Annotated in this window: 21 protein-coding genes; 14 read left to right on the forward strand and 7 right to left on the reverse strand. The window is 71.4% G+C overall.

Features of this window, described 5'->3' with window-relative positions:
- Positions 1-387 (reverse strand): VOC family protein, encoded by a 387-nt coding sequence (locus tag CP982_RS37715; RefSeq protein WP_150514595.1) that lies wholly within the window; start codon positions 385-387, stop codon positions 1-3.
- 105 nt (positions 388-492) lie between these two features.
- Between CP982_RS37715 and CP982_RS37720 the strand changes: the two genes are divergently transcribed.
- Positions 493-1,047, forward strand: coding sequence for a GNAT family N-acetyltransferase (locus CP982_RS37720; RefSeq protein WP_150514596.1), 555 nt, complete (start codon positions 493-495; stop codon positions 1,045-1,047).
- A gap of 21 nt (positions 1,048-1,068) precedes the next feature.
- Here the strand turns inward: CP982_RS37720 and CP982_RS37725 are convergent, their stop codons facing one another.
- A complete protein-coding gene (locus tag CP982_RS37725) occupies positions 1,069-1,752 on the reverse strand; it encodes a glycerophosphodiester phosphodiesterase (protein WP_150515926.1) in 684 nt (227 codons plus the stop codon).
- A gap of 278 nt (positions 1,753-2,030) precedes the next feature.
- Positions 2,031-2,777 (reverse strand): lysophospholipid acyltransferase family protein, encoded by a 747-nt coding sequence (locus CP982_RS37730; RefSeq protein WP_150514597.1) that lies wholly within the window; start codon positions 2,775-2,777, stop codon positions 2,031-2,033.
- A 632-nt stretch (positions 2,778-3,409) separates the two neighbouring features.
- Between CP982_RS37730 and CP982_RS37735 the strand changes: the two genes are divergently transcribed.
- The 6 genes from CP982_RS37735 to CP982_RS37760 all read left to right on the forward strand — a co-directional run bounded on the left by CP982_RS37735 (position 3,410) and on the right by CP982_RS37760 (position 10,578).
- A complete protein-coding gene (locus tag CP982_RS37735; RefSeq protein ID WP_150514598.1) occupies positions 3,410-4,813 on the forward strand; it encodes a DUF6421 family protein in 1,404 nt (467 codons plus the stop codon).
- Between the two features lie 26 nt (positions 4,814-4,839).
- Positions 4,840-5,580, forward strand: a complete 741-nt coding sequence (locus tag CP982_RS37740) for an SDR family NAD(P)-dependent oxidoreductase (protein ID WP_170316576.1) — start codon at positions 4,840-4,842, stop codon at positions 5,578-5,580.
- A complete protein-coding gene (locus CP982_RS37745; protein WP_150514600.1) occupies positions 5,577-6,647 on the forward strand; it encodes a threonine aldolase family protein in 1,071 nt (356 codons plus the stop codon). The genes CP982_RS37740 and CP982_RS37745 overlap by 4 nt, the downstream gene beginning before the upstream one ends.
- Before the next feature lie 117 nt (positions 6,648-6,764).
- A complete protein-coding gene (locus CP982_RS37750) occupies positions 6,765-7,370 on the forward strand; it encodes a transglutaminase-like domain-containing protein (RefSeq protein ID WP_150514601.1) in 606 nt (201 codons plus the stop codon).
- A 185-nt stretch (positions 7,371-7,555) separates the two neighbouring features.
- Positions 7,556-9,799, forward strand: coding sequence for a glycosyl hydrolase family 95 catalytic domain-containing protein (locus CP982_RS37755; RefSeq protein WP_150514602.1), 2,244 nt, complete (start codon positions 7,556-7,558; stop codon positions 9,797-9,799).
- An 89-nt stretch (positions 9,800-9,888) separates the two neighbouring features.
- Entirely contained in the window at positions 9,889-10,578 is a 690-nt protein-coding gene (locus tag CP982_RS37760) for a B3/B4 domain-containing protein (RefSeq protein WP_150514603.1), read from the forward strand.
- Between the two features lie 35 nt (positions 10,579-10,613).
- Here CP982_RS37760 and CP982_RS37765 read toward each other — a convergent pair whose 3' ends face one another.
- Positions 10,614-11,342 carry a lysophospholipid acyltransferase family protein gene (locus CP982_RS37765; RefSeq protein ID WP_150514604.1) on the reverse strand — a complete coding sequence of 243 codons (729 nt, stop codon included), beginning with the start codon at positions 11,340-11,342 and terminating at the stop codon, positions 10,614-10,616.
- A 259-nt stretch (positions 11,343-11,601) separates the two neighbouring features.
- Between CP982_RS37765 and CP982_RS37770 the strand changes: the two genes are divergently transcribed.
- From CP982_RS37770 to CP982_RS37785, 4 genes are all read left to right on the forward strand, one after another.
- Complete coding sequence (locus tag CP982_RS37770; RefSeq protein ID WP_229879195.1) at positions 11,602-11,937, forward strand: thioredoxin family protein; 336 nt, start codon at positions 11,602-11,604, stop codon at positions 11,935-11,937.
- A 243-nt stretch (positions 11,938-12,180) separates the two neighbouring features.
- Positions 12,181-12,687 carry a flavin reductase family protein gene (locus CP982_RS37775; RefSeq protein ID WP_150514606.1) on the forward strand — a complete coding sequence of 169 codons (507 nt, stop codon included), beginning with the start codon at positions 12,181-12,183 and terminating at the stop codon, positions 12,685-12,687.
- Between the two features lie 231 nt (positions 12,688-12,918).
- Positions 12,919-13,707 carry an electron transfer flavoprotein subunit beta/FixA family protein gene (locus CP982_RS37780; RefSeq protein WP_150514607.1) on the forward strand — a complete coding sequence of 263 codons (789 nt, stop codon included), beginning with the start codon at positions 12,919-12,921 and terminating at the stop codon, positions 13,705-13,707.
- Between the two features lie 59 nt (positions 13,708-13,766).
- Complete coding sequence (locus CP982_RS37785) at positions 13,767-14,729, forward strand: electron transfer flavoprotein subunit alpha/FixB family protein (RefSeq protein WP_150514608.1); 963 nt, start codon at positions 13,767-13,769, stop codon at positions 14,727-14,729.
- 60 nt (positions 14,730-14,789) lie between these two features.
- Here the strand turns inward: CP982_RS37785 and CP982_RS37790 are convergent, their stop codons facing one another.
- Positions 14,790-15,695: an endonuclease/exonuclease/phosphatase family protein gene (locus CP982_RS37790; protein WP_150514609.1), complete on the reverse strand. Its 906-nt coding sequence runs from the start codon at positions 15,693-15,695 to the stop codon at positions 14,790-14,792.
- Positions 15,696-15,980: 285 nt separating this feature from the next.
- Between CP982_RS37790 and CP982_RS37795 the strand changes: the two genes are divergently transcribed.
- Positions 15,981-17,288 (forward strand): DUF6986 family protein, encoded by a 1,308-nt coding sequence (locus CP982_RS37795; RefSeq protein WP_150514610.1) that lies wholly within the window; start codon positions 15,981-15,983, stop codon positions 17,286-17,288.
- A 70-nt stretch (positions 17,289-17,358) separates the two neighbouring features.
- Here CP982_RS37795 and CP982_RS37800 read toward each other — a convergent pair whose 3' ends face one another.
- Positions 17,359-18,441, reverse strand: coding sequence for a LacI family DNA-binding transcriptional regulator (locus tag CP982_RS37800; RefSeq protein ID WP_150514611.1), 1,083 nt, complete (start codon positions 18,439-18,441; stop codon positions 17,359-17,361).
- 334 nt (positions 18,442-18,775) lie between these two features.
- On the opposite strand from CP982_RS37800, the gene CP982_RS37805 reads away from it, so the two are divergent.
- A complete protein-coding gene (locus CP982_RS37805; RefSeq protein ID WP_150514612.1) occupies positions 18,776-19,747 on the forward strand; it encodes an ROK family protein in 972 nt (323 codons plus the stop codon).
- An 86-nt stretch (positions 19,748-19,833) separates the two neighbouring features.
- On the opposite strand, the gene CP982_RS37810 is transcribed toward CP982_RS37805, so the two are convergent.
- Positions 19,834-21,891 (reverse strand): NPCBM/NEW2 domain-containing protein, encoded by a 2,058-nt coding sequence (locus CP982_RS37810; protein WP_184924834.1) that lies wholly within the window; start codon positions 21,889-21,891, stop codon positions 19,834-19,836.
- 276 nt (positions 21,892-22,167) lie between these two features.
- Between CP982_RS37810 and CP982_RS37815 the strand changes: the two genes are divergently transcribed.
- Complete coding sequence (locus CP982_RS37815) at positions 22,168-23,436, forward strand: ABC transporter substrate-binding protein (protein ID WP_150514614.1); 1,269 nt, start codon at positions 22,168-22,170, stop codon at positions 23,434-23,436.
- The last annotated feature ends 24 nt before the right edge of the window (positions 23,437-23,460 follow it).

A 23,460-nucleotide genomic window follows, 5' to 3' on the forward strand; every position in this document is an offset into this window, starting at 1 on the left:
CTAGGGGCGATAGCGCAGCGGATGGTCCTCCGGGACCTCCACCACCGCGATGCGCACGCCGTCCGGGTCGGCGATCCACATCTCGACGAGGCCCCAGGGCTCCTTGACCGGCGGCCGGAGGATCTCCACGCCGCGCGCGGCGAGGTCCTCGTGCGCGGCGTCCGCGTCCGCGACCTGGAGCCACAACTGGAGGCCGGGTGACGGCGGTTCCGCGGAGCGGCCGGAGACCTCGAGGAAGCCCCCGCCGAGGAAGTACACCGTGCCGCGTTCGGGCCCCGTGCCGAACTCGCGGTGGACGGCGAGGCCGAGGTCCGTGCCGTAGAAGGTCCGTGAGCGCTCCGGGTCGGTGGGGCGCAGGAGGATTCTGCTGCTGAGTACGTGCACCATGCGGCCGCACCTTAGCCCCGGGTTACGCTCGGCGGTGCGTGCGAGGGCTCAAGAGTTCCCCACGTGACACCAGCACAGCACCGGCAGAATCGGAGACACGCTCACATGGCGACCGCCCCGCACCCGAGCACGCACGGCGACCTCACCTTCCGGGACGCCACCGAAGCCGACGTGGACGCCCTGGTCGGGCTGATCGAGTCGGCGTACCGCGGTGACGACAGCCGTGCCGGGTGGACCACCGAGGCGGACATCCTCGACGGCCGGCGCACCGACCCCGAGGGCGTCGTCGAGGTCATCGCCTCGCCGGACAGCAAGCTGCTCGCCGTGGAGCGCGAGGGCCGCATCGTGGCCTGCTGCCAGCTCGAACACCGCGGGGACCACGTCTACTTCGGGATGTTCGCCGTCAGCCCGGCGCTCCAGGGCGCGGGCCTGGGCAAGGCGATCATGGCGGAGGCGGAGCGGACCGCGCGGACCACGTGGGGCGCCCGTGAGATGCACATGACCGTGATCTCCGTACGGGACGAACTCATCGCCTGGTACGAGCGGCGCGGCTACCGCCGTACGGGAAAGATGAGCCCCTTCCCGTACGGCGACGAGCGCTTTGGCATTCCGCAGCGCGACGACCTGCAGTTCGAGCTCTTGGTGAAGCAGATCGGCTGAAACGGACCGCCGCCGGGGCCCTCAGGCGGTGAAACGTCCCGTCCGTTTGATGTCCGGGTAGTCCGTCGTCGCGCCGTCGAGCTGGAGCGCGCGCACCAGGCGCAGATCGTCCTGGGTGTTCACGACCCAGCCGATGACCCTGAGATCGGCCTTGCGCGCGTGCTCGACGATCTCCAGGGTCAGCCGGCGGATGTTCAGGACCAGCGTGGCGGCGCCGACCGCGGTGGCGCGCTGCACCACGTCCACGCCGTAGCGGCTGGCGACGAGCGCGGTGCGCACGCCGGGGACGAGCCGGGCGATCTCGGCGATCGCCTCGTCGTGGAAGGAGAGCACCTCCACCCGGCCGACCAGGTCCCGCGCGTGCATGACGTCGGCGAGGGCGCGCGCGGCCGCCACGTCCTTGATCTCGGCCTGCAGCGGTGCCCGGACGGCGTCGAGGACCTCCTCGAAGACGGGGATCCGCTCGCCAAGACCCGCGTCGAGCTCGCGCAGCTCGGCGAGGGTCTTCTCGGCGATGGGCCCGGAGCCGTCGGTGGTGCGGCGCACGTCGGCGTCGTGCATGACGACGAGGGCGCCGTCCTTGCTGAGGTGCAGGTCCAGTTCGATGACGTCCAGGCCCGCGGCCTGGGCGGCGACGAACGACCGCAAGGTGTTCTCGGGTTCGGTGCCCATGACACCGCGATGCCCGATGGTGAGGAAGTTCAAGGTCACTCGCTTCCGTCGACGGCGGCTCGGCTCCGCGCGGTGCGGAGGCAGGGGACCGCGCGGCTCGGCCGCAGCCTAATCGCCCGCTTCCACGACGGGACCGTCCCTGCGGGGCGGAGTGGAATCATCCGGTCTGGTGCCCACGATGCCCAGGATGAGTCCGGTGATGACGGCGGCGACTAGAACGGCGCGGGTGCTCAACGGTTCGGCGCTCCCTGCGGCGGGGACGGCTGACCCGGCCCGTCCTACCGCCGCGGACACCGGAACCGCGAGCCGTCTCACCCGTGGGTGGGCGCGTCGGCCGGGGGTTGACCCGCCCGCCTGCGGGTGCGGCGCGCCAGCTCCTGGGCCTGGGCCGCCGCCTTGGCCTCCATGGCGTACGTGTCGACGTACTCCTGGCCCGAGAGCTCCAGGATCGCGTACATGATCTCGTCCGTGGCGGCCCGCAGCGCGGCGCGCTGGTCCTCCATGCCCGCGTACTTGGAGAAGTCGAGCGGCCTGCCGAAGCGCAGGGTGATCGGCACGATGCTCGGCACCCGGCGGCCCGCGGGCTGGGCCTCGAACGTGCCGATCATGGCGCACGGGATCACGGGCGCGCCGGACCGCAGCGCCATCGCCGCGACGCCCACCTTGCCCTTGTAGAGGCGTCCGTCGTGCGAGCGCGTGCCCTCGGGGAAGATGCCGAGCACACCGCCCTGGTCGAGCACGCCGAGCCCGGCCTCGACGCCGGCCTGCCCGGCGCCGTTGCCCGACCGGTCCACGGGGATCGCGCCGATGCCCCGGAAGAACGCGGCGGCGAGGCGGCCCCGCAGGCCCTTGCCCGTGAAGTACTCCTTCTTGGCAAGGAAGTTGATGCGCCGCCGCAGCGTCACGCCCAGCAGGAACTGGTCGCAGAACGACTGGTGGTTCCCCGCCACGATCGCCGCGCCGCGGGCCGGGACGTTGGCGAGCCCCTCGACGCGCGGCCGGAACAGCCACCGCAGCACCGGTATCAGGACGACGCACCTGAACAAGGCATAGAACATTCCGCTGATCCCCTCCTGGACTGCCCCCGCGCCCGGGCACGTTAGCGGCCTTTCGGGGCGGGAGGGAGAAGGCGATTCGAGCCAGGGGCCAGGCGTGGGGAATGCGGCTGAAAAGCGCGCTGATCATGGTGTGACGAACAATTGGAGGGGTGAAAGGTTCGGATTCGTAGCGCCTGTATACGAGGTGGGATGTGGTCGCTGAGCTGGGGTGATGCCGATTAGGGTGGTGCTCGGAGGGGTGTGGAGGGTGCCGGTTGATTCCCGGGCGGCGGGGTGTTCCGTGGTGCGCCGCTCTCCTTGCCTCCGCATTTCTCCGCGCATTCCCGGCGCGTTTTCCGGGGTACGGACCTCTGGTGCGTGGCCGTACTCGCGAATTTTGCCTTCGGGGCAAGGGTGCGGTCTTGCGCGGGCCGGTGCCCCCTCCTCGTGGGCGTGGGTCGCCCGGGGCGGGGGGTGTCCGCCCGCCCGGAGCGGGAAACAGTGGAGGAGGCGGCCAGCCCGTCGTCGATCGACAGGAAAAACAGCGGCCCAGCGGAGGGTGGGCAGGATAATTTCCCGGATCCCCTCTTGTAACGGAGAAGCTCACACACATACGCTGCTCATACGCGAGGTTCTCCCGTGGAGGATGGGACATGACGGAAATTCTTGTGCGGACGGCGGCGGACAGCCCTGGGGCTTCCCGTGACGGACGTGTGGTGGACCACCCGGCCTGGCCGGTGCTCAAGGGTGCCGTCGAGCGGATCAGGCCCTGGCAGTCCAAGGACGGCTCGATCGACTTCGAGCGCGAGGACGCGCCGTCGAAGGCCGACGCCGGGCAGGCGGTCGACCGCCTCATAGCCGCGGTCGAGGAGCTGGCCCCGCTGCTCGCCCACGACGCCGCGTACCTCACGGCGCTGGTGGCCGACCTGCGGAAGTGGGCCGACGACGGCTTCCGGGTGCCGGACTTCCTCGACTCGCTGCTCGCCTTCCACCCGGCGGCCCGGCGCGAGCACGGCCTGCAGCACCTCGTGGTCTTCCCCATGTACACGCAGAACGGCAACCCGGACCGCAACTTCGAAGCGGTCGTGCTGCGCATGGTGTGGCCCGAGTGGCTCGCCGAGCTCGAGCGCACGCGCTACGACAACCCGCTGTTCTGCGGCATCACCTTCGAGGACTTCACGGCCGGGTACGACACGAACTCGGCGGTGCTCTTCCCGGAGACGATCGCCGTGCGCGAGGCCCCCGAGCGCTTCACCTGGGGCGGCATCTTCTGCGACCGCGAGGCCGCCCGCTTCCGCCGGGTCACCGAGGCCGCCGTGGACATCCTCGGCATCGAGCTGCCGGACGACATTCGCGCCATGGTCGCCGACCAGGCCCGCTGCCAGGAGGCGTTCGTCCTGTGGGACATGGTCCACGACCGCACCCACAGCCACGGCGACCTGCCCTTCGACCCCTTCATGATCAAGCAGCGGCAGCCGTTCTGGATGTACGGCCTGGAGGAGCTGCGGTGTGACCTCACCGCCTTCAAGGAGGCCGTGAAGCTGGAGGCCGAGGGCGTGCCCCAGGCCCGTGACGTGCAGTACGCGGTGCTCTTCGACCGGATGTTCCGCTTCCCGGTCACCGGCGACCGCGTGCGCAACTACGACGGCGTCGGCGGCCAGCTGCTCTTCGCGTACCTGCACAAGCACGACGTCGTCCGCTGGACCGACAACAAGCTGAAGATCGACTGGCGGCGCGCCCCGGAGATCACCAACCAGCTCTGCGCGGAGATCGAGAAGCTCTACCGCGACGGCATCGACCGGCCCAAGCTCGTGCACTGGCTGGCCGGCTACCAGCTGGTTTCCTCCTATCTCGCCCCGCACCCCGGCTCGCGCTGGGCCAAGGGCCCGGAGGCCTTGGACACGTCGCTCCCGCCGCGCAAACTGGTCGACGACGTGCTTCCCGACGAATTTCCGCTCAGCATGTTCTATGAGGCGCTCTCCAAGAAGCTCAAGCACGTGATCGCCTCCACCAAGGGGATCACCGCTGAGTCCGGCGCCGAGACGGTGGCCGCGTGAGCGGCCGTAACAAGGAGGCGAGGGCCATGTCCGCACTCGACGGAGCCGTGATCGCGGTGGCGGGGGCCGCTGGGCCCGCAGGGCGGGCCACCCTGCTGCGCCTCGCGGAGGCCGGGGCGACCGTGGTCGCATCCGACGCCGACGCCTCGCGCCTCGCGGAGGCCGTGGACGCGGCGCGCTACGCGCACGGCGGCGCCACGGTCACCGGTGACACGGTGGACCTGCTCGACCTCGGCGCCGCCCGCGCCTGGGCCGACCGCACGGAGAAGGAGTACGGCCGCATCGACGGCCTGGTGCACCTCGTCGGCGGCTGGCGCGGCAGCTCCTCCTTCGCCGACACCGACCTCGGCGACTGGGACGTCCTCGAAGACCTCCTGATCCGTACGGTGCAGCACACGTCGCTCGCCTTCCAGGGCGGCCTCCAGCGCGGCGGCAACGGCCGCTACCTGCTGATCAGCGCCGCGGGCGCCAGCAAGCCGACCGCGGGCAACGCGGCGTACGCGGCGGCGAAGGCCGCGGCCGAGGCCTGGACGCTCGCGCTCGGCGACGCCTTCCGCAAGGAGGGGGGCGAGGAGGGCCCGCGCGCCGCGGCTGCCATCCTGATCGTGAAGGCGCTGGTGCACGACGCGATGCGCGCGGAGCGCCCCAACGCGAAGTTCGCGGGCTTCACCGACGTCAAGGAGCTGGCCGAGGCCATCGCCGGCGTCTGGGAGCGACCCGCATCGGATGTGAACGGGAAACGTCTGTGGCTGACCGAGAAGCCGTGAACCCTCCGAAGACCGACGCCAGGCGGCATCACGACCCCGGCGTCCGCGGCTTCGCGAGCGACAACTACGCGGGCGCCCACCCGGAGGTCATGGCCGCGCTCGCGCTCGCCAACGGCGGCCACCAGGTCGCCTACGGCGAGGACGAGTACACCGACCACCTCCAGCAGGTCATCCGCGGCCACTTCGGCGCGGGCGCCGAGGCGTTCCCGGTCTTCAACGGCACCGGTGCCAACGTCGTCGCCCTGCAGGCGGTCACCGACCGCTGGGGCGCGGTGATCTGTGCGGAGAGCGCGCACATCAACGTGGACGAGGGCGGCGCCCCCGAGCGCATGGGCGGTCTGAAGCTGCTCACCGTGCCGACGCCGGACGGCAAGCTCACCCCCGAGCTGATCGACCGGCAGGCGTTCGGCTGGGAGGACGAGCACCGCGCGATGCCGCAGGTGGTCTCGCTCGCGCAGAACACCGAACTGGGCACCCTGTACTCGGTGGACGAGATACGCGCGATCGTCGAACACGCCCACGGGCTCGGCATGCTGGTGCACGTCGACGGCGCCCGCCTGGCCAACGCGGCCGCCTCGCTCGACGTGCCGATGCGCACGTTCACGAACGCCGTCGGCGTCGACATCCTCTCGCTGGGCGGCACGAAGAACGGCGCGCTGTTCGGTGAGGCCGTCGTCGTCCTCAACCGCGACGCGGTGCGCCACATGAAGCACCTGCGCAAGCTGTCCATGCAGCTCGCCTCCAAGATGCGCTTCGTCTCGGTGCAGTTCGAGGCGCTGCTCACCAAGGACCTGTGGCTGCGCAACGCCCGGCACGCCAACGAGATGGCCCAGCGCCTGGCCGAGGGCGTCCGCGCGGTGCACGGTGTGGAGATCCTCTACCCCGTGCAGGCCAACGCCGTCTTCGCGCGCCTGCCGCACGACGTCAGCGAGCGCCTGCAGAAGCGGTTCCGCTTCTACTTCTGGGACGAGGCCGCGGGCGACGTCCGCTGGATGTGCGCCTTCGACACCACGGAGGACGACGTCGACGCCTTCGTGGCGGCCCTGAAGGAGGAGATGGCGCGCTAGCCGCGCCCCTCTCCGCAGCGGGGCCACCCGGCACAGCCATCCTTGAGTACGCATGGGTATGCGGTCGATCGAAAAGTCATTGACTCGCGATCGGCCGCTTTCCTATGCTCGCGGCCCATGGAGCTGATCCAGGAGAACCCAGATCTTTCCGCCTATCTCGCGGCGGACGAGGCCATCGATCACACGCACCCCGTGGTCCGGGAGACCGCCGCGCGCCTGGCCGAGACCAGCGCCGACTCATACGTATACGCCCGCGCGGCCTATGAGTTCGTCCGCGACACCATCCCGCACTCCGCCGACGCCGGGGATCCGCGCGTGACGTGGCGCGCCTCCGACGTCCTCGAACGGCGCACCGGCATCTGCCACGCCAAGGCGCACGCCCTCACCGCGCTGCTGCGCGCCGAGGACATCCCCACGGCCCTGTGCTACCAGCGGCTCCTTCACGACGACGACAGCGCCTTCGCGCTCCACGGCCTCGTCGCCGTGCGCCTCGACGGGGCCTGGCACCGCCAGGACGCGCGGGGCAACAAGCCCGGTGTGGACGCGCGGTTCTCCCTCGGCGGCGAGCGGCTCGCCTTCCCGGTGGACGCGGCCGCCGGCGAGGTCGACTACCCGACGCTGTACGCCGAGCCGAACCCGGTGATGCTGGAGGTCCTGAAGTCGGCCCCCGACCGCGCCTACCTCTGGGAGAGGCTGCCGGAGGAGCTGCCGCCCGGCACGTGACCGAAACATCGGATGTGGTGGCCGGATCCATGGCGATCGAGCTTCTCTGAGAGGTGTGTGCGGCACACAGGGTGGTGAGTCATCCGATCTATTCCTGTCGGATCGCTTGACGCGGCACGGCGCGACCCCGATGCTGCGGTACGCCAACTCACCCCGTCCGCACCGCTGTTGGAGAGGCCCACGCCATGACCCCCATCTCACGGCGCGCCTTCGTCGCAGGCGCCTCCGGAGCCCTCGTCGCGGCGGGCTCGCCCGTCGCCTGGGCCGCACCCGCGGGGGCGCCCCGCGCGGACGCGCACGGCGCGCTCCTGCGGGACGCCGCCATGGTGTGGAAGAGGCTCCCGCGCGGCTGGCAGGAGGGGCCGTTCCTCGGCAACGGCTTCCTCGCCGCCCACGTGTACGCCGAGCCCGGCGAGGGCAACGTCCTGCGCTTCATGGTCAACCACTCCCACGTACAGGACCAGCGCGGCCAGTGGGAGGCCGCGATCGGCTACTCCCGGCTCGGCGTCGGGTTCCTGACGCTCACCTTCGCCGGGACGGTCACCGGCGTCGACTGGCGCCTCGACCTGGACGACGCCGAACTCGCCGGCACCGTCACCACCACCCGCGGCAGCGTCGCCTTCTCCGCCCTGATCCTCAGCCACGAGGACGTCCTGCTGGTCTCGACCGAGCCGAGCGCGGGCGAGGAGGCGACGGCGTGGGGCTTCACCGCGCTGCCCTCGCGCACCACCCGCACCGTCCGGGTCCCGCCCGACTACACCGCCAACCCCGACCCCGCCACCGGCCCCGGCCTCGTCGAGCAGCCGCTGCACGCGGGCGGCGGCTACACCACGGCCTGGCGCGAGCGGCGCTCCGGCACCCGACGCCTCCTCGCGGCCACCATCGCGTACGGACACCCGGACTCCACCGGCCGGCAGCGGGCGCTCCGGACCGTCGACAAGGCGCTGGACGGCTCGGCCGAGGCTGCCGTGGCCCGCCACCGTCGCTGGTGGCACGCCTTCCACCGGCGCAGCTTCGTGTCCGTGCCCGACAAGAAGCTCCAGCGCTTCTACTGGATCCAGCTCTACAAGCTGGCGTGCGCGACCCGCGCCGACGGGCCCGTCACACCGGTCTTCGGACCGTGGTTCCCGGAGCGGGGCAACAACTGGACGAGCATCTGGTGGAACACCAACGTCCAGGTGACGTATCCGCTTGCCGACGGCTCCAACCACCGCGAACTCGACGCCGTCACACCGACGTTCGCCCGCGACCACGCGAACCTGGAGACCAACGTCCGCCCGGAGCTGCGCGACGGCGAGACCTACGCGCTGTGCCACCCCGGCGACTGGCGGCTGCGCTCCGGACCGCGCTACGTCGGCGTGCCCGGCGTGAGCCCCAACGACCACACGGGCAATCTCGTCTGGGCCCTGCACAACGCGTGGGTCAGCTACCGCCACCACATGGACGACGACGTCCTGCGGCACGTCATCCGGCCGGTCCTGGCCAAGGCGGTCCGCTACTACGCGCGGCACCTCACCGAGGGCTCCGACGGCAGACTGCACCTGCCCGAGACCCGCTCGCCCGAGTACGCCAACGCGGCCGACTGCACCTACGACCTCTCGCTGCTGCGGTGGGGCGTCACCGCTCTGCTCGACTCCGTGCGGCGGCTGCGCCTGCGGGACCCGGACGAGCAGCGGTGGCGGGACATCCGCGACCGCCTGGTCCCGTACCACCGGGATCAGAACGGGGTCATGATCGGCGCCGGGGTCCCGCTCGCCGACTCGCACCGCCACTTCTCCCACCTGCTGTGGCTCCACCCCCTGCAAGAAGGCCTCGACCGGCGCAGCTTCGACCACTGGGCCGGCCGACAGGACCGCTGGCACGGCTACAGCTACGCGGCGGCCGCCTCCATGGAGACGCTCTTCGGCGAGCCGGAGCGGGCCCTGCGGCACCTGCGGTTCTTCGTGGACGGCAACGTCACCGACAACTGCGCCCTCACGCCCAACACCATGTACCGCGAGGGCTCCAACTTCGCCCTGGAGAGCCCCGTCGCGGCGGCCCGTTCCCTGCTCGACATGGTGACGCAGAGCCATGGGGGAGTGGTGAAGGTCTTCCCCGCGGTGTCCGAAGGCTGGCGGGACGTGAGCCTCCAACAGGTCCGCACCCAGGGCGCGTTCCTCGTCGACGCCTCGCGGCGCGCCGGGCGCACGGAGTGGATCCGGGTGCGCGGCGAGGCCGGGGAACCGCTGCGCCTTCGGCACGGCATCGCCGGGGAGATCGACGTACGCGACGAGCGGGGACGGCACCTGCCGTACCGGGGGAGCGACGTGATCAGCGTGCCGTTGCGGCGCGGGCAGACGGCCCTGGTCACCCCGAAGGGCGCCCGCCCGGCGCCAGGGCCCCGTGACGTGCCGGGCAACGCGACCGAACCGGCCTGGGGGCTGCCGTAGACCTACCGTGCGCCAAAGTTCAGTGCGATGTACTCGGCAGTGCTTTATGCTGTACTTCCGCTGATGATGTCCGCGACCCAAGGCAGATCATGACGCTCACGCTCACCGTGTCCGACGAGGTGCGGACGCTCGCGCCCGGCTTCACCCACATCGCCATCGAGGCGTACGACCTCGTGAACGGCCCCAGCTCCGACGGCACGTCGGCCCTCCTGGACGACGCGGCACGGCGCCTCGCCGCGCGCCTCGACGGCCGCGCCCCGCACGAAGACCCGCACATGGTGGACTGGCGCGCCGCCTACACGGCCTTCGGCGCCAAGCCCTCGCGCACCCGCAACTCCGCCGAGGCCCTGGCGAAGCGGGCCCTGACCGACGCCGGGCTGCCCCGGATCAACACGCTGGTCGACGTCTACAACGCGATCAGCGTGGCCCATCTGATCCCCGTCGGCGGCGAGGACCTGGACCACATCAAGGGCGGCATGCGGCTCGTCCGCGCCACCGGGGACGAGGACTTCGTCACCACGGCCGGGGGCGAGCCGGCCGTCGAGCACCCCGACGCGGGGGAAATCGTCTGGTGCGACGACGAGGGCGTGACCTGCCGCCGCTGGAACTGGCGGCAGGGCCCGCGCACCCGCCTCACCGAGCGGACCGTCAACGCGGTCTTCCTGCTCGAAGGCATGGGCCCGCACGCCGGCCTCGACGCGGCGGCCGCGGAACTGGTCGAGCTCCTGGAGAAGTTCAGCCCCGGCTCGCGGATCGTCGTCCACGAGCCGGTGGGCTAGTCGGCTCGGCCCCCCCGGGGCCCGGGCTCGCGGTGTCAGTGCGCCTCGGCCGCGCGGACCTGCGCCGGGGTCGGGGCCGTGCCGCCGAGGTGGGCGGGGAGCCACCAGGTGTCGTCCGGGCCCTTGGGGCGGCTGGGGTAGGCGCGCTGCGCGGCTTCGAGCAGCTCCTGGCAGCACTCGCGCAGACGCCGGGTGATCGCGCCCGCGTACTGGTCCTTCGGCGCCTCCACGCGCTCGCCGACCCGGATGGTCACCGGCAGGTGCTGGCGCTTGAAATTGCGAGGGTGGCCCTTCGTCCAGACCCGCTGCGTGCCCCACACCGCCATCGGGATCAGCGGGACGCCCGCCTCCTGGGCCAGGCGCGCCGCGCCCGTCTTGAAGGACTTCAGGGTGAACGACTGAGAGATCGTCGCCTCGGGGAAGACGCCGATGATCTCCCCCGAGCGGAGCGAGTCCAGGGCGTGGGCATAGGCCTGGTCGCCCTGCTTGCGGTCCACGGGAATGTGCTTCATGCCGCGCATCAGCGGACCGGAGATCTTGTGGCGGAACACCGACTCCTTCGCCATGAAGCGCACCAGGCGCTTCTGCGGCAGCGCCGCCAGGCCGTTGAAGACGAAGTCGAGATAGCTGATGTGATTGCTGACGAGGACCGCGCCACCCGTGCGCGGAATGTTCTCGGAACCCTTGCAGTCGATCTTCAGGTCCAGTGCCTTGAAGAAGGTCTTGGCGACGCCGACGATCGGTCGGTACACGAGTTCTGCCATGGGTGGGGAGGCCCTTCATCACTGCCAGAGGAGAGGGCCTTTGGCAGGTAACCAAGTTACGGATCCGTAGGTATACGGCTCCGCAGATCGTGCCCGAAGAACGAGCGACTGGCCAGCGCTAGTGCCCGTAGTGCGGGAGATTCTCGTCACGTCGGAATCTTTGAGCGCCCGCGCGCGCTGAGGGGAATGAGGTATGTGCGCCCCCGGCCGGGGGCGCGACAGCGCCCGGGCGGGCGACGGAGAAGGGTGGGAGACGCGGGTGACAGCGGCGCGCGCACGCGGGAGCGAACGGACGCTCGGTGCGGGGGACCTGGGCGAACCGCTCGGCGAGCGGGCCACGCTCGTGCAGTTCTCCAGCGCCTTCTGCCAGCCCTGCCGGGCGACCCGAAGGGTCCTCGCCGATGTGGCCGCCATGGTGCCGGGCGTCGCGCACGTGGAGATCGACGCCGAGGGCGCCCTGGAACTCGTCCGGGAACTGCGCGTCCTCAAGACGCCCACGGTGCTCGTCCTCGACCGCGCCGGGCGCGTGGTGCGGCGCGCGGTGGGACAGCCGCGCAGGGCCGACGTCATCGCGGCGCTCGGGGCGGCCGTATGAGGCGGCGGGCCGCGGTCCCGGAAGGAGCGCCCGTGCGCCTGAGTGATCTTCACCGCAGTGATCTTTCCCGCGCCCGCGAGGGCTTGACTGCACCGGCCATGTATCGACAGCCTGCTGCCATGCCACCGGAGCTCCTTCTCTACGAGCGCGTCCACGTGGACCTCGCCCGTCATGCCAGTGCGCGCTGTTGGTCCAGCTGAGCAGCCACGGACCCGCTCGTACCTCCTGCAGAAGGACAACTCCATGACGGCCTCGCCCGACCTCGACACCCCTCAGCTCGCCACTCCCGACCTGCTGCGCTCCGTCTTCCGGCGGCACGCGGCCGCGGTGGCCGTGATCACCGCGCGGGGCTCGGGACCGGTCGGCTTCACCGCCACCTCGCTCACCTCGGTCTCCGCCGAGCCGCCCATGATCTCGTTCGGCATCGGCACCGGCGCCTCCAGCTGGCCCGCGATATCCCGGGCCGAGCACGTCGGCGTCCACATCCTCGGCGAGCACCAGGAAGAGCTCGCCGCGACGTTCGCGCGCAGCGGCGCCGACCGGTTCGGCCCGTCCACGCGCTGGTTCGACGGGCCGCACGGCGTGCCCGTGCTCGACGGCGTCCTCGCGTGGCTGGTGTGCCGCGTGGTCGCCCGGGTGCCCGCGGGGGACCACCGGGTCGTCCTCGCGGAGGCGGTCGTCGGCGATCCCGCGGGGGCGGGCCGCCCGCTGCTGTACCACCAGGGGCGCTTCAACGCGCTGCGTGACTGAGAGTTCCCGGGTGTCGCGTGGTGCGCGCGATTACGGAGCGTTGCGAAGGTCACAGTTCAAAGCGCTTGCTTAGCGGGAAAGCACTGGGTGTACTCATGAGTAATATTCCGGTTGGAGCGGGGCCCGCCCCGATCGGGATCCGCCGCTTCAGGCGCCTATGCTGCCTGCAAGAAGGCAGTAGCCATAGCCAAGGCAGCAGCCCAGTAATGACGATGCAGTAGGAGAGCCGGCGTGAGCTTGAGGATCGTTGTCTGTGTGAAGTACGTGCCCGACGCCACCGGCGATCGGCACTTCGCCGAGGACCTGACCGTCGACCGTGACGACGTGGACGGCCTCCTCTCGGAACTCGACGAGTACGCGGTCGAGCAGGCCCTCCAGATCAAGGAGGCGGCGGACGACGAGGCCGAGATCACGGTCCTGACCGTCGGTCCCGATGACGCCAAGGACGCGCTGCGCAAGGCCCTGTCGATGGGCGCCGACAAGGCCGTCCACGTCGAGGACGACGACCTGCACGGTACGGACGTGATGGGCACCTCGCTGGTCCTGGCCAAGGCCATCGAGAAGACGGGCTACGACCTGGTCATCGCCGGTATGGCCTCGACGGACGGCACCATGGGCGTGCTGCCCGCGATCCTCGCCGAGCGCCTGGGCGTCCCGCAGGTCACGCTGCTCTCCGAGGTCTCCGTCGACGGCGGCGTGGTGAAGGGCCGCCGTGACGGCGACACCGCGTCGGAGCAGCTGGAGGCGTCCCTGCCGGCCGTCGTGTCCGTGACGGACCAGTCGGGCGAGGCCCGCTACCCCTCCTTCAAGGGCATCATGGCCGCCAAGAAGAAGCCGGTGGCGTCCCTGGACCTGGACGACCTGGACATCGACGCCGAAGAGGTCGGTCTCGAGGGCTCCTGGACCAAGGTCGACTCCGCCGCCGAGCGTCCCGCGCGCACCGCGGGCACGATCGTCAAGGACGAGGGCGAGGGCGGCAAGCAGCTCGCCGAGTTCCTTGCGGGCCAGAAGTTCATCTGAGCTTCAGTCATTCCCTCAACCGCCCCAGCTTCTTCGTAATCGCAGGAGATTGAAGTCCCATGGCTGAAGTTCTCGTCTACGTCGACCACGTCGACGGAGCCGTCCGCAAGCCCACCCTGGAGCTGCTGACCCTCGCCCGCCGCATCGGCGAGCCCGTCGCCGTCGCGCTCGGCGCGGGCGCCGAGGCCACCGCCGCCACGCTCGCCGAGCACGGCGCGGTCAAGGTCCTCACCGCCGACGCCCCCGAGTTCGCCGACTACCTCGTGGTGCCGAAGGTGGACGCGCTGCAGGCCGCGTACGACGCCGTGTCCCCGGCCGCCGTGCTCGTGCCGTCGTCCGCCGAGGGCAAGGAGATCGCGGCCCGCCTCGCGGTCCGCATCAAGTCCGGCATCATCACCGACGCCATCGACCTGGAGTCCGGCGACGAGGGCCCGGTGGCCACGCAGTCCGTGTTCGCGGCCGCGTTCACCACCAAGTCCCGCATCACCAACGGCACCCCGGTCATCACCGTCAAGCCGAACTCGGCGCCGGTGGAGGCCGCCCCGGCCGCGGGCGCCGTCGAGGCCCTGGCCGTCAGCTTCTCGGAGCAGGCCACCGGCACCAAGGTCACCGCCCGCACGCCGCGCGAGTCGACCGGCCGCCCGGAGCTGACCGAGGCCGCGATCGTGGTCTCCGGCGGCCGCGGCGTCAACGGCGCCGAGAACTTCGCGATCATCGAGGCGCTCGCCGACTCGCTCGGTGCCGCCGTCGGCGCCTCGCGCGCCGCCGTCGACGCCGGCTGGTACCCGCACTCCAACCAGGTCGGCCAGACCGGCAAGTCCGTGTCGCCGCAGCTGTACATCGCCTCCGGCATCTCCGGCGCGATCCAGCACCGCGCGGGCATGCAGACGTCGAAGACCATCGTGGCCGTCAACAAGGACGCCGAGGCCCCGATCTTCGACCTCGTCGACTACGGCGTGGTCGGCGACCTCTTCGAGGTCGTCCCGCAGCTCACCGACGAGGTCAAGTCCCGCAAGGGCTGACTTCTGCGACGGGCCCGAGGCCCCCGGTTCCGCCGTGTGCGGGCCCGGGGGCCTCGCGCGTCACAGGGTCAGGCTCGCCTGCACCGGCAGGTGGTCGCTCGGGAACTGCCCGGCCAGCGAGAAGGTGTTGATGGCCGCCGCGTGCACGCGCGCGGCGGGTGTCGCCAGGATCCAGTCGATGCGGTCGCCGTCCGGCACGAGCGGCTTGTAACCGTGGAAGGTCGCGTACTGCTTGCTGCGCTCGCCCGCCGTGTCCCAGGTGTCGACGAGCCCCGCGTCGAGCAGCGTGTCGTAGACCGGGTTCTTGTGGGCCGCGACGTTGAAGTCGCCGGTGACGAGCTTCGGCAGGGTGCGGTCGAGGGCGGAGAGGCGGTCGGAGATCAGATGCGCGGCACGCGTGCGCGCGTACTGACTGTGGTTGTCCAGATGGGTGTTGAGGAAGTAGAACTGCCGCTCCGTGCGCCGGTCGTGGAAGCGGACCCAGGTGACCATGCGGATCGAACCGCCGCCCCAGGTGTTGGAGCCGATCACGTCCGGGGTGTCCGAGAGCCAGAAGTGCTCGTACGCGACGGGCGCCAGCCTGCGCGTGTCGTAGTAGACGGTCATGAACTCGTCGCGGCTGCCGCCCGCGCGGCCCGTGCCGATCCAGGCGTAGTGCGGGCCCAGGTCCTCGGCGATGTCCCGCACCTGCTGGTAGAGGCCCTCCTGGGTGCCGATGACGTGGGGCCGCACATGGCGCAGCAGCTCCCGGGTCACGGGGCGGCGCTCGGGCCACGAGTTCGGCGGGGTGGGGCTCGCGTAGCGCAGGTTGAAGGTCATGACCTCCAGTCGGCGGCCCGGGCGCTCCACGGCGTGCGCGGGCGCGGCGGCGAGCGCCGTGGCGAGCAGGGGGACCGTGACGGCCGTCGCGGTGGCCACGGCCGTACGCAGGCCGGAGCGGCGGGTCACGGGTGTGTCGGTCGGCACGCGTTCTCCTTCGGTCGGTCGCGGTGCGGCGCTGTCGGGCCCGGTGCGGGCCCCGGAGGTGTGCGAGGGGCCCACCGGAGTGTGGAGGCGCCATCTGAGACGGGCGTGAACAGCCGGGGTCCGGTACGCGAGAAGGTGTTGACCAGTGGGAAGGTGCACGGATAACTTCGCCATACGGATTCCTGATTCCGTGAAGCGGAAGATCTGAGGGGCGGTTCGCCAGCGTACTCGCCATGGAACACCGTGAGCGCGGAACGCCGCACTATGAAGGTGGAGGGTGCACGGATGGGGCAGCAGGAAAAGGTGGCGACGAGTCTCGCGGGCGCCGTGAGCGAGCGCGTGAGCGCCTCGCTCACGCCGGTGGACGAGGAGCTCGAGCGCCGCTACCCCGGAGACCCCGGCACCCGTCAGCCCGTCCACACCGTGTACGTACCCGGCGAGCAGTTCGCCGCGGACACGATCCGCTCCTGGGGCGACCGGGCCCTCGCCGCCCTTGACGAGCACGCGCCGGACGCCGCGTCCTTCGCCGCCGTGCTCGGCCTCGCCGACGACCTCGCCGAGCCGGTCTACACGCGCGTGCGGGCCAAACTGGAGCGCGAGCCCATTGAAGACCTGCGCGTCGACTTCGAGGACGGCTACGGCGGGCGCACGGACGCCGATGAGGACACCCACGCGGCGCGCGCGGCCCGTCTGATCGCCGAGACGTACGCGCACGGCGCCGCCGGGAACACGGCCCCGTACCTGGGCATCCGCATGAAGTGCATGGAGGCCGCCGTGCGGGACCGCGGCATCCGCACCCTCGACGTCTTCCTCTCCGGCCTCATGGAGGCGGGCGGTCTGCCCGACGGGCTCGTCCTGACGCTGCCGAAGGTGACGTATCCCCAGCAGGTCACCGCGATGGTGCGGCTCCTGGAGGAGTTCGAGAGGGCGCGCGGCCTCGCCCCCGGCCGGATCGGCTTCGAGATCCAGATCGAGACCAGCCAGTCGATCCTCGCCGCCGACGGCACCGCCACCGTCGCCCGCATGATCGACGCCGCCGAGGGCCGCGCCACCGGCCTGCACTACGGCACCTTCGACTACAGCGCCTGCCTCGGCGTGTCCGCCGCGTACCAGGCGAGCGACCACCCCGCCGCCGACCACGCCAAGGCGATCATGCAGGTCGCGGCGGCGGGCACGGGCGTGCGCGTCTCCGACGGCTCCACCAACGTCCTGCCGGTCGGCCCCACGGCGAAGGTCCACGACGCCTGGCGCCTGCACTACGGCCTCACCCGGCGCGCCCTGGCCCGCGCCTACTACCAGGGCTGGGACATGCACCCCGGCCACATCCCGACCCGCTACGCCGCCGTGTTCGCGTTCTACCGCGAGGGCTTCGAGCAGGCCGCCGCCCGCCTCGCCGCGTACGCCAACCGCACCACGGGCGACATCGCGGACGAGCCCGCCACCGCCAAGGCGCTGGCCGGGTACCTGCTGCGCGGCCTGGACTGCGGCGCGCTCGACACCGCCGAGGTCACCCGGCTCACCGGGCTCACCCTGGCCGGGCTCCAGACGTACGCGGGGCCGCGCCGGGGCGACCTCACCCCGTCGGCCAAGTAGCGCCCGCGGGCGCTCCACCGCTTCCCGCGCCGGGGGCGCCCGCCCGCCCCCGGCGAACAGCCCGCCGCGCTCAGTCCGCGGGCGCCAGCTCCCCCGAGCCCCGGGTGATCAGGCGCGTCGGCAGTTCCACCCGCTCCGGCGGTCCCGACGCTCCGTCCAGCTGACGGAAGAGGCGCTCCGCCGCCGTGCGGCCGAGCTGGGCCGCGTCCTGGGCGACCACCGTGACTCCCGGCCGCAGCAGGTCGGCCAGCTCGATGTCGTCGAAGCCGACCAGGGCCACCGGGCGGGTCAGACCCGCGAGGACGCGGACGACCGTGACCGTCACACGGTTGTTGCCCGCGAAGATCGCGGTGACCGGGGCCGGGCCCGCCAGCATCGTCTCGGCCGCGCGGGCCACGCGCTCGGGGTGCGTCAGACCGAGGGACACCCAGGACTCGTCGACCTCGATGCCCGCCTCCGCCATCGCCGTGCGGTACCCCCGCAGGCGCTCTATGGCGGTGTGGATGCGCGGCTGGTCGCCGATGAAGCCGATGCGGCGGTGGCCGTGCGCGATGAGGTGCGCGACGCCGTCCCGCGCGCCGCCGAAGCTGTCGGAGAGCACCACGTCCGCGTCGATCCGCCCCGGCGGCCGGTCCACGAACACCGTGGCGACGCCCGCGGCGATCTCCGGCTCCAGATAGCGGTGGTCGTCGCCCGCGGGGATCACGACGAGACCGTCGACGCGCCGCGCGCACAGCGCCAGCACCAACTCCTGCTCGCGGTCCGGGTCTTCGGCGCTCGAACCGTTGATGAGCAGCGCCCCGTGCGCCCGCGCCACCTCCTCGACCGCGCGGCTCAGCGGGCCGTAGAACGGGTCGGCCAGGTCTTCAAGGACGAGGCCGATGCTGGCCGTGCGGCCCTTGCGCAGGACCCGCGCGCTGTCGTTGCGCCGGAAGCCGAGGGCGTCGATGGCCTCCTGGACGCGGCGCTCGGTGTCGGGCGTGACGCCCGGCTCGCCGTTCACGACGCGGGAGACGGTCTTGAGGCCCACGCCCGCGCGGGCGGCGACGTCCTTCATGGTCGGCCGGTTGCCGTAGCGGCTCCTGGGGTCCGCGGGGTCCGGACCGCCGTCGGGGCGTCGGTGGGAGACGGGGGTGCGGGCGGTCTCTGCCACGGTGCGCTGTCCTGTCTGTCGTCCACTACGGGGCTGTGCTGCGCGGGTCGCGGATCCAGTCTGCGCAAATGAGGCCCGTCCGCGTGCGGAAGTTCGGGTTTCCACCGTGTGCGGGGCCCATTTGACGTCCACTATGTATACGGGGGGTGGGATGTCCGGTGTTTACCCGGGGGTAGCGTCAGGCGCTGCCGGGGCGGGGGCCACGGTTCCGGCGGTGGGCGAGCGGTCCCGCCGTGTGGCTTCGGGCATAGAACCTGGACAACGTTGTCAGAAGCGCGAGAGACTGTCCCCCCGCACTCTCCGGCCTGCCCTTTCACCAGGAGATCTGACAGTGATGCCCACGGACCTCGTCGCCGCACTCGACATCGGCGGCACCAAGATCGCCGGAGCCCTGGTGGACGACCGCGGCCGGATCCTGCTGCGCACCCAGCGCCCGACGCCCGCGCGCGAGGACGGCGACACCGTGATGCGGGCGGTCGAGGACGTGCTCGGCGAGCTCGCGGCCGGGGAGCCGTGGGCCCAGGTGCGCGCGGTCGGGATCGGCAGCGCGGGCCCCGTGGACGCCTCCGCGGGCACGGTCAGCCCCGTCAACGTGCCCGGCTGGCGCGGCTATCCCCTGGTGGAGCGGGTGCGCGCCGCCACGCACGGCCTGCCGGTGGAGCTGGTGGGCGACGGCGTGGCGATGACGGCCGCCGAGCACTGGCAGGGCGCAGCCCGGGGCCACGACAACGCCCTGTGCATGGTGGTGTCCACCGGCGTCGGCGGCGGCCTGGTCCTGGGCGGCTCGCTGCACCCCGGCCCCACCGGCAACGCGGGCCACATCGGCCACATCTGCGTCGACCTGGACGGCGATCCGTGTCCCTGCGGCGCCCGCGGCTGCGTCGAGCGGATAGCGAGCGGTCCGAACATCGCCCGGCGCGCCCTGGATGCGGGCTGGCGGCCGGGCCCGGACGGCGACACCTCGGCGGCGGCCGTGGCCATGGCGGCCCGCGCGGGCGACCCGGTCGCCACGGCGTCCTTCGACCGGGCCGCCCAGGCGCTCGCCGCGGGCATCGCCGCGACCGCCACGCTCGTCGAGATCGACATCGCGGTGATCGGCGGGGGCGTGGCGATGGCGGGCGACGTCCTGTTCGCGCCGCTGCGCCGCGCCCTGCGGGACTACGCCGCGCTGTCCTTCGTACGGCAACTGACGGTCGCCCCGGCCCTGATGGGCACGGACGCGGGCCTGGTGGGCGCGGCGGCGGCCGCGCTGCGCGCCTTCCCCGATCCGGCGGTGCCGCGGCTGCGGTCCGCCGTCAACGGCTGAGCGGACCGCAGCCCCGGCGGCGCCCGTGCGGCGCGACCGGGGCTCCGGTGCGTCGAGGCCCGCGCCCCGGCCGCGTGGCGGCCCGCTCAGCAGCTGAGCACCGGCTCCGCCCAGTCCGCGTGGTCGGAGTCGATGCCGTCGCCGCCGTCGGTGACGACGAGGCGCACCACCTCGGCGCCGCCGACGTCGGCGGAGAGCCCTTGCGCGGGCAGCTGGTTGGTGAGGACGCCGGTCGACGCGGCCTTCTTCCCGTCCGCCCAGACCTCGAAGGCGACGGTGCCCTTGAGGAGCTTCTCGTCGTCGACGCCGACCCGCGCGGTCAGCCGCTCGCAGGCACCGCCCGCGTAGTAGGCGACATCGCTCTCCGCGTGGACGCCGAGCCCCTTGGCGAACACCTTGCCGTCGATGGTGAGCGGGTTGCCGTCGCCCGCCCGGCTCTCGCCGTTGCTGGTGTCCTTCTCCACGGGGCCCCAGCCGTTGGTGGTGGAGATCCACGGCAGATCGCTCAGCGCGGAGCGGCCCGCGGGCGGTGCGACGACCACCTGGGCCGTCAGCGGCAGCGCGCTCTCGACCAGGCCGCCGCCCGGGGCGCGGTAGCTCGCCCTGAGGTCGAGCGGGTACGCGCCGGTCGGGGTGCCCTCGGGAGCCGTCACGGTCCAGGAGGTGGTGAGGGCCTTGCCGGTGGGCAGGGCCGCCGCGCTCGCGGGTGACGTCGCCTTGACCTGCCAGCCCGGGGGTCCGGTGAGGCGCGCGCCGACGTGGCGTGCGGGGGTGCGGCCGAGGTTGGTGACGCGGGTGGTGAGCCTGTCGGGCTTGCCCGCTTCCACCAACGCGCCGCCGTCGAGGCCGAGTTCGACGGCCGGGGGCTTGTCGGCCCAGGTGCCGTCGGCGCTGACGCGCACCAGGACGGTGCCGTGCGCGGGCACGGTCGCGGAGATGGTGCCCGCGGTGTGGAAGCTCTCGTGCTTCCACAGGTCGCGCAGCGTGTAGCCGGAGGCCTGCGGCAGGCCGACGGCCTTCGCCGTCGTGGCGACGCGCTGAGGCCTTCCGGTCTCGTTGAACAGCGCGACCGCGCGGCTGCCGTCCTTCATCTCCTTGGCCACGACCCACCGTCCGCCGGCGGACGAGATGACCGTGCCCTGCTTGCCGAGCGGGTCCTGGTCGACGGCGACGACTTCCTTGTTGCCGAGGATCTCGAACGTCTGCGGCGAGGCCTTGCGCAGGTCGGAGCCGATGAGCAGGGGCGCGGCCATGATCGACCACATGGAGAAGTGCGTGCGGTACTCGGTGTCGGTCATGCCGCCGTTGCCGACTTCGAGCATGTCCGGGTCGTTCCAGCGGCCGGGTCCCGCGTAGCGCGCGAGCGGCAGGTTCCGCTTCATGATGGAGAGCATCGAGCCCCAGTTGTCGCTGATGTCACCCGTCGTGCGCCACAGATGGCCGACGTCGGACGCCCACTCCCAGGGCTTGTTCTCGCCCCACTCGCAGATGCTGTAGACGATGGGGCGCCCCGTGCTCTGGGACGCGGCCCGGAGGGCGTCGCGCATGGCGACGTACCGCTTCTTGGCGTCGACTCCCTGGTTGTTGCAGTTGTCGTACTTGAGGTAGTCGACGCCCCACTCCGCGAACTGCTGGGCGTCGCCGCGCTCGTGGCCGAGCGCTCCGGGGAAGCCCGCCTGGTTGCAGGTCTTGGTGCCCGCGCTGGTGTAGATGCCGAGCTTGAGGCCCTTGCCGTGCACGTAGTCGGCGACGGCCTTGATGCCGCCCGGGAACCTCTTGGGGTCGGGCACGAGCTTGCCGTTCGCGTCGCGCTGCGGCAGGGCCCAGCAGTCGTCGAGGTTGACGTACTGGTAGCCCGCTTCCTTGAGGCCCTTGGAGACGAAGATGTCGGCGATCCCCTTGACCATCGCCTCGTCGAACTCGGCGCGGCAGTGGGTGGCGTTCCAGTTGTTGAAGCCCATCGGCGGGGTCGGCGCGAGGCCGTCGGGAAGGCGGGGTCCGGCGGCGCCCGCGGGCCGCGCGGCCTCCGGGTCCGGCGCCGCGCCCGCCACGGCGGGCGAGGCGAGCCCCGCCGCGCAGAGCAACGCCGCGGTGAGGGATCCGACCACTCTTCGGCGGGATGTGCGGGTGGGAAGGTGACGCATCGTTACGTTCCTCCGTACTCGCGGAAGATGGGATGTCTCCATGTATGTGTCACTCGTGCGCGCTTACGGTAGAGCGTGTTGAAGTCTGTTGGAAGAGGAGGGGTAACGGTTCGAGCAGCTCGCGTCAGAACCCTTGACGGCGGGGGCTCTTGGGGGTGAGATCCAACCCTCGCGTTCGGTTGTGTTGGGTTGCACCCCGAGGAGGGGGACATGACACCGTCAGATTGCACCGGGTCCCATGGGCGGACCGGCCCACGGAATGCGAAGGGACATCCGATGTCCCGCCGGAACGTCCTGCGCGGTACGGCCCTCGGTGCCGGGGCGGTGACGCTCCCGGCCCTGCTCACCGCCTGCGGCGACGGACCCGGCGGAAACAAGAACGAAGTGACGGTGGGCTCCAACGCGTCGGACGCCGTCCCCAAGGAGGCCTTCGCACAGGCCTTCAAGGCGTACGAGAAGGAAAGCGGCAAGCGGGTCGAGGTCAACACCACAGAGCACAACGAATTCCAGCAGAACATCACGCGCTATCTACAGGGATCGCCCGACAACGTCTTCATGTGGTTCGCCGGATACCGCATGCAGTACTTCGCGGAGAAGGGCCTGCTGGTCGAGATCAGCGACGTGTGGAAGGGCTTCCGGGGCTTCTCGAAGGCGCTGAAGGACCAGTCCACGCACGACGGCGAGCAGTACTTCGTGCCGTACTACTACTACCCGTGGGCCGTCTTCCACCGGAAGAGCCTCTTCGAGAAGCAGGGATACGAACAGGCGGGCAACTGGGACCAGTTCATCGCCCTCGCCAAGAGGATGCACAAGGACGGCATTCCCGTCGCCTTCTGCGACAAGGACGGCTGGCCCGCGATGGGCACGTTCGACTACATCGACCTGCGGCTCAACGGATACGACTTCCACAAGAGCCTGATGGCGGGCGAGGAGGCGTGGACCGACCGGAAGGTCAAGCAGGTCTTCGACCTGTGGCGCGAACTCATGCCGTACTACCAGAAGGGCGCCCTCGGCCGGACCTGGGAGGAGGCCGGACAGGGCCTTCAGCGCCGCAGGACCGGCATGGCCGTGTTCGGCATGCCGCACCCCGGCTCCCAGTTCCCCGAGAACGAGCGCGACGACATCGACTTCTTCCCCTTCCCCGAGATCGACCCGCAGTTCGGCCGGGACGCCGTGGAGGCCCCCATCGACGGATTCCTCATCCCGAAGAAGTCGAGGAACGTGGAAGGCGCCAAGGACTTCATGAAGTGGCTCGGCACCGCGGAGGCCGAGGACGCCTACCTCAAAGGCGATCCGAACAACGTCGCCGTCAACGAGGACGCGGACACCAGCAAGTACAGCCCGCTGCAGAAGAAATCCGCCGCACTGGTCGCCGAGGCCCGGCAGATCTCCCAGTTCCTGGACCGCGACACCCGCCCCGACTTCGCCCAGACCGTCATGATCAAGGCGCTGCAGGACTTCATCGACAACCCCAAGGACGTCGACGGCCTCTGCAACAGGATCGAACGGCAGAAGAAGGACATCTTCTCCGCGTCCGCGAGCTGAACCGTCACTGTGAGCTGAATCAGG

Origin of the sequence: Streptomyces spectabilis, from assembly GCF_008704795.1 — a bacterium.
Taxonomy (GTDB): domain Bacteria; phylum Actinomycetota; class Actinomycetes; order Streptomycetales; family Streptomycetaceae; genus Streptomyces; species Streptomyces spectabilis.